At 59.4% G+C, this 13,578-nt stretch carries 17 protein-coding genes; 8 read left to right on the top strand and 9 right to left on the bottom strand.

The features are described from left to right. Positions 1 to 192: 192 nt before the first annotated feature. Together HQN82_RS11240 and ppa are read left to right on the top strand one after the other, a co-directional pair. The gene (locus HQN82_RS11240; RefSeq protein WP_006698245.1) at positions 193 to 699 is read left to right on the top strand and encodes a GNAT family N-acetyltransferase; all 507 of its coding nucleotides are present in this window, start codon (positions 193 to 195) and stop codon (positions 697 to 699) included. 157 nt (positions 700 to 856) lie between these two features. Next, positions 857 to 1,390, top strand: a complete 534-nt coding sequence (gene ppa / locus HQN82_RS11235; protein WP_004443856.1) for an inorganic diphosphatase — start codon at positions 857 to 859, stop codon at positions 1,388 to 1,390. 6 nt (positions 1,391 to 1,396) lie between these two features. On the opposite strand, the gene HQN82_RS11230 is transcribed toward ppa, so the two are convergent. Both HQN82_RS11230 and HQN82_RS11225 read right to left on the bottom strand, forming a co-directional pair. Further along, a complete protein-coding gene (locus tag HQN82_RS11230) occupies positions 1,397 to 1,702 on the bottom strand; it encodes a DUF167 domain-containing protein (RefSeq protein WP_072495144.1) in 306 nt (101 codons plus the stop codon). Beyond that, positions 1,699 to 1,989, bottom strand: a complete 291-nt coding sequence (locus HQN82_RS11225; RefSeq protein ID WP_004443850.1) for a YggT family protein — start codon at positions 1,987 to 1,989, stop codon at positions 1,699 to 1,701. The genes HQN82_RS11230 and HQN82_RS11225 overlap by 4 nt, the downstream gene beginning before the upstream one ends. A gap of 244 nt (positions 1,990 to 2,233) precedes the next feature. On the opposite strand from HQN82_RS11225, the gene HQN82_RS11220 reads away from it, so the two are divergent. Then, positions 2,234 to 3,466, top strand: coding sequence for an MFS transporter (locus HQN82_RS11220; protein ID WP_004443847.1), 1,233 nt, complete (start codon positions 2,234 to 2,236; stop codon positions 3,464 to 3,466). 115 nt (positions 3,467 to 3,581) lie between these two features. Here HQN82_RS11220 and HQN82_RS11215 read toward each other — a convergent pair whose 3' ends face one another. The 6 genes from HQN82_RS11215 to hemC form a co-directional block, all read right to left on the bottom strand. After that, on the bottom strand, positions 3,582 to 4,313 hold the full coding sequence (locus tag HQN82_RS11215; RefSeq protein WP_035207930.1) for a glutamine amidotransferase: 732 nt from the start codon (positions 4,311 to 4,313) through the stop codon (positions 3,582 to 3,584). Continuing rightward, a complete protein-coding gene (locus HQN82_RS11210; protein WP_004443844.1) occupies positions 4,303 to 4,791 on the bottom strand; it encodes a tellurite resistance TerB family protein in 489 nt (162 codons plus the stop codon). The genes HQN82_RS11215 and HQN82_RS11210 overlap by 11 nt, the downstream gene beginning before the upstream one ends. Positions 4,792 to 4,805: 14 nt before the next feature. Further along, complete coding sequence (locus HQN82_RS11205) at positions 4,806 to 6,422, bottom strand: heme biosynthesis protein HemY (protein ID WP_004443842.1); 1,617 nt, start codon at positions 6,420 to 6,422, stop codon at positions 4,806 to 4,808. A 4-nt stretch (positions 6,423 to 6,426) separates the two neighbouring features. Then, positions 6,427 to 7,872, bottom strand: a complete 1,446-nt coding sequence (locus tag HQN82_RS11200) for a COG4223 family protein (protein ID WP_112765635.1) — start codon at positions 7,870 to 7,872, stop codon at positions 6,427 to 6,429. Between the two features lie 74 nt (positions 7,873 to 7,946). Further along, positions 7,947 to 8,687, bottom strand: a complete 741-nt coding sequence (locus tag HQN82_RS11195; RefSeq protein ID WP_173614894.1) for a uroporphyrinogen-III synthase — start codon at positions 8,685 to 8,687, stop codon at positions 7,947 to 7,949. A 4-nt stretch (positions 8,688 to 8,691) separates the two neighbouring features. Next, positions 8,692 to 9,621: a hydroxymethylbilane synthase gene (gene hemC / locus HQN82_RS11190; RefSeq protein ID WP_112765633.1), complete on the bottom strand. Its 930-nt coding sequence runs from the start codon at positions 9,619 to 9,621 to the stop codon at positions 8,692 to 8,694. Positions 9,622 to 9,694: 73 nt separating this feature from the next. Here hemC and tsaD point away from each other — a divergent pair, with 73 nt between their 5' ends. The 5 genes from tsaD to HQN82_RS11165 are packed head-to-tail and all read left to right on the top strand — an operon-like array spanning position 9,695 to position 13,188. Further along, positions 9,695 to 10,792 carry a tRNA (adenosine(37)-N6)-threonylcarbamoyltransferase complex transferase subunit TsaD gene (gene tsaD, locus HQN82_RS11185; protein ID WP_112765632.1) on the top strand — a complete coding sequence of 366 codons (1,098 nt, stop codon included), beginning with the start codon at positions 9,695 to 9,697 and terminating at the stop codon, positions 10,790 to 10,792. Further along, on the top strand, positions 10,792 to 11,775 hold the full coding sequence (locus HQN82_RS11180) for an NAD(P)H-dependent glycerol-3-phosphate dehydrogenase (RefSeq protein WP_112765631.1): 984 nt from the start codon (positions 10,792 to 10,794) through the stop codon (positions 11,773 to 11,775). Before tsaD ends, HQN82_RS11180 begins: the two co-directional genes overlap by 1 nt. Positions 11,776 to 11,792: 17 nt before the next feature. After that, positions 11,793 to 12,086: a YciI-like protein gene (locus HQN82_RS11175; RefSeq protein WP_004443827.1), complete on the top strand. Its 294-nt coding sequence runs from the start codon at positions 11,793 to 11,795 to the stop codon at positions 12,084 to 12,086. Between the two features lie 6 nt (positions 12,087 to 12,092). Further along, positions 12,093 to 12,536 (top strand): EVE domain-containing protein, encoded by a 444-nt coding sequence (locus tag HQN82_RS11170; protein WP_107340314.1) that lies wholly within the window; start codon positions 12,093 to 12,095, stop codon positions 12,534 to 12,536. Between the two features lie 7 nt (positions 12,537 to 12,543). Then, the gene (locus HQN82_RS11165) at positions 12,544 to 13,188 is read left to right on the top strand and encodes a class I SAM-dependent methyltransferase (RefSeq protein WP_107340315.1); all 645 of its coding nucleotides are present in this window, start codon (positions 12,544 to 12,546) and stop codon (positions 13,186 to 13,188) included. Here the strand turns inward: HQN82_RS11165 and HQN82_RS11160 are convergent, their stop codons facing one another. Next, on the bottom strand, positions 13,189 to 13,557 hold the full coding sequence (locus tag HQN82_RS11160) for a hypothetical protein (RefSeq protein ID WP_162699303.1): 369 nt from the start codon (positions 13,555 to 13,557) through the stop codon (positions 13,189 to 13,191). Positions 13,558 to 13,578 lie beyond the last annotated feature (21 nt).

Here is a 13,578-nt window from a genome sequence, read left to right as displayed (position 1 = left end):
TCGAAAACCCGGCCTTGCGCCGGGTTTTTTTATGCATTCTTTTTTATGTGTGCATGAGTCGAAAGGAGCTTTGCCAAAGGTTAAGGATGCGTTAATTTTTTCTGGTCGTCCACATGAATAGGCTGTGGGTAAGCTTGCCGGCGTTAACCTTTATGACTGGTAAGTTTCCGTGGCCGGGGCCAGAATCGCGTTATGAAAACGTTATCCATCGATGTTCGCCGTGCTGAACCGCATGATGCGCGCGCCATATCCGAGGCGCACCGTCTGTCGTGGCAACAGGCCTATGCCGGGCTTATCCCGCATCGGCCGTTGACGCAGATGCTCGAGCGCCGTGGCGAAATCTGGTGGAAAAAGGCAACCAAGGGTTCCGCAACCATGCTGGTGGTTGAAGTGGCGGGCGTTGTTGCCGGCTACGCGACGCTGGGCCTCAGCCGGGCGCGCGGACTGCCGCATGACGGCGAGATTTACGAACTCTATCTCCGTCCGGAATATCAGGGCATCGGCCTCGGATCACTGCTTTTCACGGAAGCGCGACGGTTGCTGACCTCGCTTGGCTGCAACGGTATTGTCGTCTGGTGCCTTGAGGACAGCGATGTAGCCAATCGCTTTTTCCGCTCGCATGGCGGGCGCGACATTGCCGAAGGCATGGAAGATTTCGGTGGCAAATCACTTCGCAAGGTCGGTTTCGTCTGGAACTGACGGCGCAAATTCCGGGATTGTCTTTTCGCGTCCGGTCGTGACCGCATCGCTGGCACCCAATTTATCCATTATGCCTTATATGCCCACAGCCGTGTTGCAATGCGCAGACTTTCCCAGTATCGAAAACCAAATCCAACCCGTCGAATGAGGGAAGCGAATGCGTATCGATGCAATTTCCGTAGGCAAAAATCCGCCGGAAGACGTTAATGTTATCGTTGAAGTGCCGGTCGGTGGACACCCGATCAAGTACGAGATGGACAAGGATGCCGGTGCGCTGATCGTTGATCGCTTCCTCTACACGCCGATGACCTATCCGGGTAACTATGGTTTCGTACCGCACACCCTGTCCGACGATGGCGATCCGATCGACGTTCTCATCTGCAACACCCGCCCGCTGGTACCGGGCTGCGTCATCAATGTTCGTCCCATCGGCGTGATGATCATGGAAGACGATGGCGGCAAGGACGAGAAGATTCTGGCGGTTCCGGTTCCGAAACTGACCCGTCGTTACGACAAGGTCAATAATTACACCGATCTTCCGGAAATCACGCTGAAGCAGATCGAGCACTTCTTCGAGCACTACAAGGATCTGGAGCCCGGCAAGTGGGTGAAGATGGGCGGCTGGCAGGATGTTGACGTTGCGAAGAAGCTGATCGTCGAAGCCATCGAGCGCTACAAGGCGCAGGGCTGATCTGGTCTAAAGCTTCTTGAATCGGTCTTCAAAATCCTCCGGGTCGGTGTCGATCCGGAGGATTTTTTTGCGCGCTGTTTCGCCCGAAACGAAGCTGATGGCGGTTTTGGGTACGCCAAGTTTCTTTGCCAGCAAAACAGCCAGGGCCTTGTTCGCCTTACCGCCTTCCGGCACGGCGCTGACCCGGGCCTTTAGCTGCGCGTTTCCGTCCGCATCAAGCTCCACGCCATCAATCGCGTCCCGCCCGCCATTCGGCGTGAGGCGAACGGAGAGCCGGATATGATCACCGTGTTTTTGCCAGCAGCCGTTCACGCGAACATCGGGTACAGCGTGTTCCACATGAAGGAGCGGATGAAGAAGATGATCAGGAGCACGATGATCGGCGAAATGTCGATGCCACCGAGATTGGGCAGAACGCGACGGATGGGGCGCAGAACCGGTTCCGTGACATTGAACAGAAAGCTGCCGATGGCGTTCACGAACTGGTTGCGGGAATTGATGACGTTGAAGGCGTAAAGCCATGAAAAAATGGCGCTGCCAATCAGCACCCAGGTATAGAGGTTCAAGGCCAGATCGATGGTCTGAAACAGGGCAAGCATCAATATCTCCGTATCTTGGTTGCAAGACATTTAGACATTCGTCGCTGAACCGGCAAGTGTTGCGCCGAATCGTAATCATCACCGGTTAGATCCACCTGCTGTGATCGTGGTCTAACTCATAACCGGGCGGCAGGATTTCACGCAAAAACCGCTCACACTTTGCGCGATCGCGATGGTGAGGGCTGGTGATTCCTGTCATATCGCTTTATTGCCATCACACATTTTCTTCGCGAGCACCCAGCCGATGTCTCTTCCTTCTGCCGAAAACCGTTTCGGTGCATTCCGGCATTCATCCTATCGACGTTTCTTCAGCGCCCGGTTTTTTTCGGCCTTTGCCATACAGATCGTCAGTGTTTCGGTTGGGTGGCAAATGTATGAAGTGACCGGCAATGCCTTTTATCTCGGCCTGATCGGTCTTTTCCAGTTTCTGCCGTCACTTCTTTTGATCCTTGTTACGGGAACGGTTGCCGACCGGCACAATCGCCGGCGTATTATGGCCATATGCCTGATGGTTGCGGCGCTCTGTGCCGTCGCTCTTCTGGCGCTGACACTCACGCACAGCTTTTCCCCTTGGCCGGTCTTTGCCATTCTTGTCGTCTTCGGCATAGAGCGCGCTTTCATGGGACCGGCGGTCCAGTCGCTGGCGCCCAATCTCGTGCCGGTGGAGGATTTGCCGAACGCCATCGCCTGGAATTCTTCTTCCTGGCAGATGGCCTCCATTCTCGGTCCCGTTGCCGGCGGCCTGCTTTATGGTCTCGGCGCCTCCGTTGCCTACAGTGTGGCGCTCGTGCTTTTTATCGTCTCCGCAGGACTTGCGGTGGCTATCCGCAAGCCGGAACAACGCGGCCCGGCAAAGGCGATCAGCCTCGAAACCATGCTCGCCGGGTTTAAATTCATCTCGCAGGAAAAGATCGTCCTCGGTGCAATATCGCTCGATCTCTTCGCGGTGTTGCTGGGTGGCGCGGTTGCATTGATGCCGATCTTTGCCAAGGAAGTGCTGACGCTCGGCCCGTGGGGCCTCGGGCTTCTGCGCGCGGCGCCCGGTATCGGCGCCATCACCGTCGCCGTTATTCTGGCATTCAAGCCCATTCGTCACCATGCCGGCCTGCTGATGTTCGCTGGCGTTGGCCTTTTCGGCGTTTCAACCGTGGTCTTCGGACTTTCGCAAACCGCGTGGCTGTCCATCGCCGCGTTGGTAGTCATGGGCGCATCGGACATGGTATCGGTTTATGTGCGAGAAACGTTGATCGCGCTTTGGACACCGGATGAGGTACGCGGGCGTGTGAACGCGGTGAACATGGTCTTCGTCGGCGCATCGAACGAACTGGGTGAGTTTCGTGCCGGCACCATGGCTCACGTTGTGGGTGCCGTTCCAGCCGTTGTCATCGGCGGGGCTGGCACGCTCGCCGTGGCGGTCATCTGGGCGCTCGGCTTTTCCAAGCTGCGCAAGATCGACAATCTCGACGCGCCGCACTGACAGCGATGGGTCTCAGATCGTCTTGGCTTTTCTTCGAAGCGCAAAAACGATCTAACTTTTTGTTTTCACGGATTATCCGGACGTAAAGCCGCAGCGCATCTTTACCGGAAATGCTCTAGCGCTGCGCCTTGCCCTCAAAAACCAGATCCAGAAAATTGCTGAGCCATGCCCTGAGCGGCGTATCGAACAGCATGCGGCCTTCCAGATGCTGGCTGCCCACCTGGGCATTGGGCATGCCGAAACGCTGCGCGCCGCGCACCACCCAGCTATGCATCATGGCACGGGTCAGCTCGGCGTGAAACTGCAGGCCCCAGGCATTTTTTCCATATCGATAGGCCTGATTGGGGTAGGTTTCGCCCGATGCCAGAAGTTCGGCTCCACGCGGCAGCTCAAAGCCTTCGCGATGGAAGTGATAGACCATCTTCGGCCAGTGCGGCATCAGAAGCCGCCCATGTTCGGTGGCATGGAGCGGATACCAGCCAATCTCCACCTTGCCGTCCCTGTCGGCTTCCACCCTGCCGCCCAAATGTTTGGACAACATCTGCGCACCGAGACAGATGCCGAGAAAAGGCTTGTTTTCCTTCAGCGGCACTTTCAGCCAGTCGATTTCGGCTTTGACATAATCATGCGGATCATTGGCGCTCATCGGGCCGCCGAAAATGATGGCTCCGGCGTGTTTTTCCAGCGTCTGCGGCAGGTCATCGCCGAGCGCGGGACGCCTTACATCCAGACGATACCCTTTTTCCACCAGCATCTGGCCGACGCGACCGGGCGTGGAGCGTTCCTGATGCAGGACGATGAGCAGCGAAGGTTGTTGTTTCTGTTGCCTGGAGGGGTCAAACAGCATCGTCTTCGTTTTCGCTTTCTTCAGCGGGTCCGGACCTCGTGGCGGCCTGCTGACGTTGCAGGACCCTGTCGCGCACGGAAACACCCAGCAGATCCGCGACACGCCAGATCACATGGTCTTCCATCTCGCTTCGTTCGCCGTCAGCGTAAACAATATCCCATAATATGCCAATAAGCTCCACGCGCTGATCTTCATCCAGGTGGCGACGGATATCGGTGGTAAAGCGGTAATAATCGACTGCTTCCTTGCCGGCCTCCTGACCGGCGGCGAGAAGGGCATCAAGCTTGCCGCCGTCGAGATGATAATATTCATGCAGAATTTCGCGAAGACGATCACGCTCGCTTTTCGAGATGGTGCCATCGGCTTCCATGACCTGGAAACAGAGGGCGGCTACCGCCACCCTCAGATCATCGGGACTGAAATCACCTGCCTGCGGGCCGACGAGGTTCTGAATAAACGACTGTATTTGCTGGAACATCGATAGCCTGCTCGTCAGAAGAGTTTGAGCCGTGTCTTGGGTTCGGCTTCCGCGCCGGATTTCTTCACACCCGGATCATCTGGCGCACCGCCGAAAAAGGGCACTGCTTCGGCCTTTTCATTCGCCGCTTCGGTTTCCACCGGCGCTTCGATCGTGACGGGCTTTTTCTCCGTCGGAGCCGAAACACTCGGTTTTACCTCTATGGGCTCAGCCGAAGCCCGCTTTGGCTCCGCACGGGTCTCGGGCGCGGTTTCCACGACGACCGTCTTTACCGTCGGTTCGGTCCTTGCGGGTGCTGCGGCAATCGCGTTTTCGATTGTCAGATCTTCAACAGGGCCTTCCAGCTGCCCGAAAGGCGCTTTCCATTCGAAGGCATCGAGACGACCCGTGACAGGCGAGACCGGCAGCCATTTTTCAGAGACGATACCGTCGGCGACCCATGCCGGATCACGCGGCGCGCGCAGTGCCTGCGCCATCCAGTAGCGCACACGGCCCTGATCCCCGGTTTCGGCCTCCTCGATATCGGCCATCAAGAGGAAGATGCTTTCGCGCGGCTCGATCCGGGCGGCGGCCTCGGCCTTCGCCCGGGCCTTGGCGAATTCCTTGGCGTCGAGCGCCGCCTGCGCCACTGCAAACAGGGATTCGATGTTGTTGGGCTTCAGACTTTCAAGCCGCTCTGCCCGCTTCAGACGGTCGATGGCGGTATCGCCGCTGCGGGCGCGTACGTAAAGTTCGGCGATCTGCGGATGCGGATCGTTTTTCCAGACGGGTTCAAGAATCGCGGCGGCCTTGCGCAGATTGTCTTCGCGCAGGTAGGACTTTGCCGCGATAAGCGCTGCCGGGACGAGGCCTTTTGCAAGCTTGAGAGCGTGCTTCGCGTCCTCGCGCGCACCTACCGGGTCACTTTCCAGTTTCTCGCCGGCCTTGGCAGTGAGAAGCACGGCTTTCAGCCGCTCCGCCTCGCCGCGTTCGATGACGCTGGCCGCCTTCTGCTGATCAAGCAGACGGATGGCATCGTCCCACTGTCCGTTGCGGCATCGGTTTTCCAGCGTCGCCTGTGCCGCCCATGGCAGATAGGGTGCTTTTTCCGCGGCGTCCTCGGCATATTGCTGGGCGGCTTCGTAAGCGCCCTGACGACGTGCCTCGATATAGAGGCCGCGAAGGCCGAGTTCACGCGTTTCGGGATCACGCGCCATGGCCTCGAACTTACGGCGCGCCTCATCATATTTGCCTTCGATGAGATCGGCCTGTGCATCGAGCAGGTGAATCAGCGGCTCCTGATCGGCACTCAGTAGTCCCTGCGTGCGGGCCGTCATCTTCCGTGCAAGAATGGCATTGCCAGCGCCAGCGGCGATGAGGCCAGTGGAGAGCGCCTGATAACCGCGGTCGCGCTTGCGCGCGCGGAAATAACGACGGGCGGCATTAGGCGAAGTCCATACGGCGTTGACGATCCACCAGAGCAACATGGCAGCAGCGATGAGCGCCGCGATGATGGAGGCTGCGACCATCAGGCTCATTTCGATCAGCTGACCTTGCCAGACGATGGAAAGGACGCCCGGCCTGTCAGCCAGCCAGGAGAAACCGAAACCGAGGGCCAGAACGATAACGGCGAAAGTCAGAATTCTGGTCATGCCCTTACCCCTGCCTGCCGGTGCTGGTGATGGCGCGGTTCAACGTGCCGCCCACCAGATTTTCGACCTCGACGCGCGCATCCAGAGATTTCTTGTAATCGGCGGATGCCGTCTTGGCGGCATCCGGAAGACCGTTCCACTCAAGTGCCGCGCCCTGAAGATCGCCATTGCGCAGCTTGTTTTCCATGCGTGCGATCCTGGCTTCGGGGGTTTCGCCTTCGATGTTTCCGACGGGTCGCACCTTCACCAGCGAAAAGGCGCTTTCGGTCAGGCGTTCCATGATGCCCTGATTGGGGTCAGGCTGGTTTATGGCTGAGAGCATCGCATTGGCGACATCGGGGAACTTCTGCATCAGCTCCGAGCGTGATGGTACGCCGGTTGCGGCGAAGGATTGCAGCGATGCGATGGCCGGATCGTCGGGCGTTACCTTGGACAGGGTATCGAGTTCCGTCAGGAACGGTCCACCGCGATCGATCGCGGCCTTCAGCGCGGCCGATGCTATAGCGCGGGCAACTTCGATATCGTCGCGCGGCTCGTTGATCTTGGCTTCAGCATCAGCGAGACGGCGTGTCAGTTCCGCTGTCGCCGAAGTCTGCGCAGACCGTTCCGACTGGAGAGCCGCTTCGAGGGCGGTGATTTTCTCTGACAGCCCATCGACCTGCGAGGCCTCCCCCTTCACGCCTTCAAGGGTTGCGATGCGCTGTTCCAGCGCCGAGGTGTCGGAGGCTGGCGCATTGGCAAGCTGCTGGCGCAAGCTGTCCAGATCGGTTTTAAGGGCAGCGATTTCCTCGCTTCCCGCCTTGCCTGCATTAAAGGAGGGCAGGATGCCTGCATATTGCATGCTGCCGGCGGCGGCGAGCGCCACAAGGCCGCCGACGATACCTGCCGCGATCAGGCCCGAGGTCGCCGCCTGTTTGCTTTCGACCCGCTGCGGTATGGAGGGCTTTGCCGGTCCTGAGGACGAGGTCGCGGTCGAAGGCTTTGCCGTGGTGGCGCCGCCGGATGCGCTGGTGGAGGCTGTGGATCCGGAGGCGGGCTTTGCTGTTGCAGCCGAGGCAGCGCTCGTGTGGGCGGTGCCTGTCGAAGATTTAGTATCGGCTTGAGGCGGAGCGGAGGAGGGCGAGACAGGCGTTTTCTGTCCGTTATCCAGGTTCTCCGCCTTCGGTGTCGCCGCCACGGCGTCCGCTTTCCCGACATTGGGCTCGGGCTCGAGAGGGGGTCTCTTTGGCTGATCCCATATCGGTGCGGCATTGCTTGTTGCGGTTGCTTCCGATCTGATATCCGAAACTGCGGAATCCGCTGCGGTCTCCGGGGTTTTGTCACCGGGCTTTTTGTCGGTCTCGGCGGCATCCACGTCGGCGGAAACTGCTTTCACGTCTTTGGCGTCCAGGTCGATCGTGACCGGTTCGGCTTTGGACTTGGAGTGGCGTGGCGGCTTTCCCGATACCATGACAACCTCATTTCTGCCTGCAGTACTCTTAAACCTAGTCAGTGACGGCGGCAAAGGAAAGAGGCGAGCTCGAATTAGGTTCCAGAGTTGCGGTGCAGAAGTTCAAACATTGCAGCCTCGCTCGGCTCTTTGGCGGCAACCGCGTTTACGCGGAAGATTTCCGGAACGAGAGAAAACACGTTGCGGCTGATGCAGATGAATTGTGTTCTCGCCAACGCCTTTTCGTATTTTTCTGTCGATACATGATGGAAAAATGCCCGCGCCGCTTCCGATGAATAAAGCAGGACCACATCCGCCGCGTTTTTCACCAGGGCCGTTTCGAGCACAGTTTCAGGAACGTTGCAGGGCAGCATCTCGTAACAGTCGACCGTTTTGAAGGCAATGCCGGCGGCGGCAAGGCCTTCCTCGAAGACGGCGCCACGGGGTCGGCCGGCGAGATAAAGCAGGGGTTCTTTCTCGGAAAACAGGGCCGCGCGTTCAGTCACCAGCGCGTTCAGACTTACGGCGTCGCCGGAAGCGGTGAGAATGTGTTTGAAACCGGTTTTTTCCGCCGCTTCAGCCGTTGCCCTTCCGACGGCGAACAGCGGTTTTGATAGATTGGGAACCAGCCGGTGTCGTGATGTCTCCAGTGCCCGCAAAGCCTCTGCGCTGGTCACGGCGATGGCCGCCATTGGGTGCGACAGCGCCGAGATGGCGCGCTCGTGATGATGGACGGGATAGAACAGCGGCAGTAGCACCGGCGTGTGGCCGAGCGCTTCGAGTTTTGCGGCCGTACTTTCGCCCGAACGCTGCGGCCGGGTGACGACGATCCGCATTGGCTCAGCCCCAGCCTTCGAAGAAACTGCTGCCTGCCTTGGCGCGTACCTCTTCGCCGGCCTGTTGGCCCAGTCTCGCCGCATCCCTGCGGTTGCCGGAGATTTCGATGCCATGGCTCGTCTGGCCATCGGGGGTGAGGATGAGGCCGTAAAAATGCAGTTCCTCGCCGTCACAGGTGGCATAACCGGCAATCGGCGTGCGACAGGAGCCGTCAAGCGCCGCCAGAAAGGCGCGCTCACAGCTCACTGAATCATGAGTGGGCCTGTCGTTTATAGGCGCGAGCAGTTCGTCCATGCGCGTATCGTCGATGCGGCTTTCCACGCCGATTGCGCCTTGGGCTGGAGCGGGAGGGAACTCCTTCGGGTCAAGAATTTCCGTGGGAACATTGTCCTTTCCGAGCCGCTTCAGGCCGGCAAGGGCAAGAAGTGTCGCGTCCGCCTGGCCTTCCTCCAGCTTACGCAGCCTTGTATCGACCTGACCGCGAAAAATGATCACGCTCAGATCCGGCCGCAGGCGACGGATCAGCGCCTGGCGACGCAGGGATGCGGAGCCGACCACGGCGCCATGCGGCAGTTCGAGCAGCTTCGGCGCGGTGCGGCCGATGAAGGCGTCGCGTATGTCTTCACGCGGCAGGAAGGCGGACAGATAAAGGCCTTGCGGCAAAACGGTCGGCATGTCCTTTGAGGAATGCACGGCCATATCGAGTTCGCCTGACAGGAGCTGGCTTTCCAGTTCTTCGGTAAACAGGCCCTTGCCGCCGATTTCGGACAAGGCGCGATCGGTTATCCGGTCGCCCTTGGTGGATAGCACGACAATTTCGAACATGTCTTCCGGCAGACCATGCGCCGCCATCAGCCGGTTGCGCGTCTCATAAGCCTGCGCGAGCGCCAGCGGGCTGCCGCGCGTGCCGATTCGGAAAGGTTTTGTTTGCATCCGCGTCTATCCATTGTTACCGGAGTTGTCTTAGACCAACTCCGCGCATGATCGCAATGAACGAACAGATGTGATGACCCCCTTTCTTCGTATCCTCGGCATAGAGACAAGCTGTGACGAAACCGCTGCATCCATTGTGGTTCGGCATGCGGATGGGCGCGGCGAGATCGTCTCCGACGTCGTTTTGTCGCAGCTCGAGGAACACAGCGCCTATGGCGGTGTGGTGCCGGAAATTGCCGCACGGGCCCATGTCGAGGCGCTGGATACGCTCGTGGAAGAAGCGCTGGAGCAGGCGGGCGTGGCCCTTGCCGACGTCGATGCCGTTGCTGCTACCTCCGGCCCCGGGCTGATCGGCGGCCTGCTGGTGGGCTTGATGACGGGCAAGGCCATCGCAAAAGCAGCAGGCAAGCCGCTTTATGCGATCAACCATCTGGAAGGACATGCACTGACGGCGCGCCTCACCGATGGTCTATCTTTTCCCTATCTGATGCTGCTCGTGTCCGGTGGCCATACGCAGCTGGTGCTGGTGCGTGGCGTTGGCGATTATGAGCGCTGGGGCACCACCATCGATGATGCGCTCGGCGAGGCCTTCGACAAGACCGCGAAACTTCTCGGCCTGCCCTATCCCGGGGGCCCTGCGGTTGAGAAGGCGGCGGCAAAGGGCGATCCCGACCGCTTTCCGCTTCCTCGTCCGATGGTCGGCGAGACCAGGCTCGATTTTTCCTTTTCCGGCCTGAAAACGGCGGTACGGCAGGCGGCGACCGCGATCGCGCCGCTGTCCGAGCAGGACATTGCCGATATCTGCGCATCGTTCCAGAAAGCGGTCTCACGCACACTCAAGGACCGGATTGGCCGTGGTCTTGCCCGTTTCAAGCAGGAGTTTCCGCATATGGAAACCCAGCCTGCCCTGGTCGTCGCAGGCGGCGTTGCGGCCAATCAGCAAATCCGCCAGACGCTGCAGTCGCTTTGCGATACCCATGGCTTTCGTTTCGTTGCGCCGCCGCACCGGCTCTGCACCGATAATGCGGCCATGATCGCATGGGCCGGGCTGGAGCGAATGGCCGACGGCCGAGAAGCCGATCCGCTGGAAATCCCGCCGCGCTCGCGCTGGCCGCTCGACGGCAGTGCGGAGACATTGATCGGTTTCGGTAAAAGGGGAGCCAAGGCCTGATGCAGCGGGAGAAAATCGTCGTCATCGGCGCCGGCGCCTTCGGAACTGCGCTTGCCGTCGTCATCGCGCTGGAAAACCGGCACGACGTGATCCTGCTCGGCCGCGATCCATCCCTGATGGCCGACCTCAGGAGCGACCGCGTACATGAGGCGGCGCTGCCTGGCGTCGAACTGCCGGATGTGCTTGAATTTTCCGCCGAGCCGGATGTTCTGACCAGTGCCGGCATCGTCCTCTTTGCGATGCCTTCGCAGGCTCATGCCGATGCGGCTCGTCATTATCGTCCTTATCTGGCTAATGACTCGATCGTCGTTACCTGCGCGAAGGGTATCGACCGGAGTTCCGGTCGGCTGCTCACGGAACTTCTGGAAGCGGAATTGCCCCGTCATCCGATCGCGGTTCTCTCCGGTCCGGGCTTCGCGGCCGATATTGCTCGAGGTCTACCGACGGCCATGGCGATTGCGGCGGAAGATGCAACAATAGCCGAGCGGCTTGCGACTACGATCTCCGGCAAGACCTTCCGGCTTTATGCCTCGACAGACCGCATCGGCGTGCAGCTTGGCGGCGCACTGAAAAATATCCTCGCCATTGCCGCCGGCATCGTTGAAGGCGCGGGCCTTGGCGATTCCGCCCGGGCGGCGCTGATATCGCGCGGGCTTGCCGAAATGTCGCGTCTCATCGTTGCCATGGGCGGCAAGGCCGATACGGTACGCGGCCTCTCCGGTCTTGGCGATCTGGTGCTGACCGCCACCAGCCACCAGTCGCGCAACCTGCGTTTCGGCATCGCGCTTGGCCGCGGTAACGGCGAGGACATGTCCGGCGGGCTGGTAGAGGGTGCCTTTGCGGCTGCCGTCGCCGCCCGGCTGGGAGAAAGTCACACCGTGGACATGCCGGTTACCGAAGCGGTGGCCGCTATCATCGACGGAAATCTGGATGTGGCGAGCGCCATGCAACAATTGATGACACGGCCCATTACAACCGAATAAGGCATAAGGAGACGAAAATGCTGTTCGCTTTTATCTGCAAGGACAAGCCCGGCCACCTGAACGTGCGCATGGAAACGCGCCCGGCGCATCTGGAGCATCTGAACAGGCTCAATTCCGAGGGCACGCTGAAGATCGCCGGGCCTTTTCTCGATGCCGAAGGCAAGCCGAATGGCAGCCTCGTCATCGTGGAAGCCGCCGATATCGATGCGGCCAAGGCTCTTGCCGAAGCCGATCCCTATGCAAAGGCTGGCCTGTTCGAAAGCGTGGACGTGAAGCCCTATAACTGGGTCTTCAACAATCCGGGAGCTTGAGCGGGCATGGCGAATTATTGGCTTTACAAGTCCGAGCCGTTCAAATGGTCGTGGGAGATGCAGAAGGCCAAGGGCGAGGCTGGCGAAGAGTGGACCGGCGTGCGCAATTATCAGGCGCGCAACAACATGCGCGCCATGAAGATTGGCGACAAGGGCTTCTTTTACCACTCCAATGAGGGACTGGATGTTGTCGGCATCGTCGAAGTCTGTGCGTTGTCGCATCCGGACTCGACCGCCGAAGGTGATCTGAAGTGGGATTGTGTCGACATCCGCGCCGTCTGCGATATGCCGCAGCCGGTTTCGCTAAAGGATGTTAAGGCCAATCCGAAGCTGGCGAATATGTCGCTTGTCACCTCCATGCGGCTTTCCGTGCAGCCGGTGACGGAAGAGGAGTATTTTGAGGTCTGCCGCATGGGCGGGCTCGCAAATCCTCCGAAATCCCCGGATTGAAGCGTCGGTGAGGACCGATCCCGAACGCTTCATCCTCGACAATACCGGCATCATGCATCCGCCTCATGTGCCGGAACTCTCCCTTCATCTCGCGACCGAAGCGCATGAGCTCTGGCTGAAGACGGAAGAGGAACTGGAGCAGATTGGCCTGCCGCCGCCTTTCTGGGCTTTTGCCTGGGCCGGCGGGCAGGGTCTTGCCCGTTATGTGCTCGATCACACGGAAAGCGTAAGCGGCAAGCGTGTGGTGGATTTTGCCAGCGGCTCCGGGTTGGTTGCCATAGCTGCTGCAAAGGCCGGTGCTGCAACCGTGCTTGCCGCCGATATAGATCCGTGGACGGAAACGGCTGTTCGTATGAATGCAGGCCTGAATGGGGTTGATATCGGCTTTACCCATGCCGATCTGATCGGCCGCTCCATTGAGGCTGATGTCCTGCTGGCAGGAGATGTCTTTTACGACCGGGCCTTTGCGGATCTCCTCGTGCCATGGTTTATAAACCTGACTGACCGGGGCGTCAGCGTTCTCGTTGGAGATCCAGGCAGAGCCTATCTGCCGAAACAGCGTCTTGAGGCCCTCGCGACCTATCAGGTTACCGTCAGCCGTGCACTGGAAGACAGCGAAGTGAAGAAGACCACCGTCTGGCGTTTCCTCTGATCAGGGGCGAATAATGCAGACACCGTGCTGGTAAACGCAGGCATCATGCTCATTATCGGTATTCACGGTAATGATTTTTGCTCTGGGCGCCGGCAATAAACGGGGTCCGGTCGTGGCAATCTGCGGCGATATTCCGCTGCCGGTCGCGAAATAATTGCCGTTCCCTCGAACTCTTAGCGCGGAAATGCTTCCGACATAGGTGCCCCCAGGCAGCGTGGATGGCAGGCCGTCGGTTGAAAAGCTGACTTGCGATTGACTGTGACGATAGGAATTCCGACTATGAAAATCGCCCGCCAAAGAGGGCAGCGCGTAAGTTGAAATCCCGCCTGAAACGATCATGACCAAGGCAACGATTCGGTACTGTAACATGAGCTTCATGCTCCGGTTTTT

The organism is Agrobacterium pusense, from assembly GCF_013285525.1.
GTDB classification, from domain to species: Bacteria; Pseudomonadota; Alphaproteobacteria; order Rhizobiales; family Rhizobiaceae; genus Agrobacterium; species Agrobacterium pusense.
The sequence above is the reverse complement of the archived record's forward strand: the minus strand, read 5'-3'. Positions and strand labels throughout refer to the sequence as shown.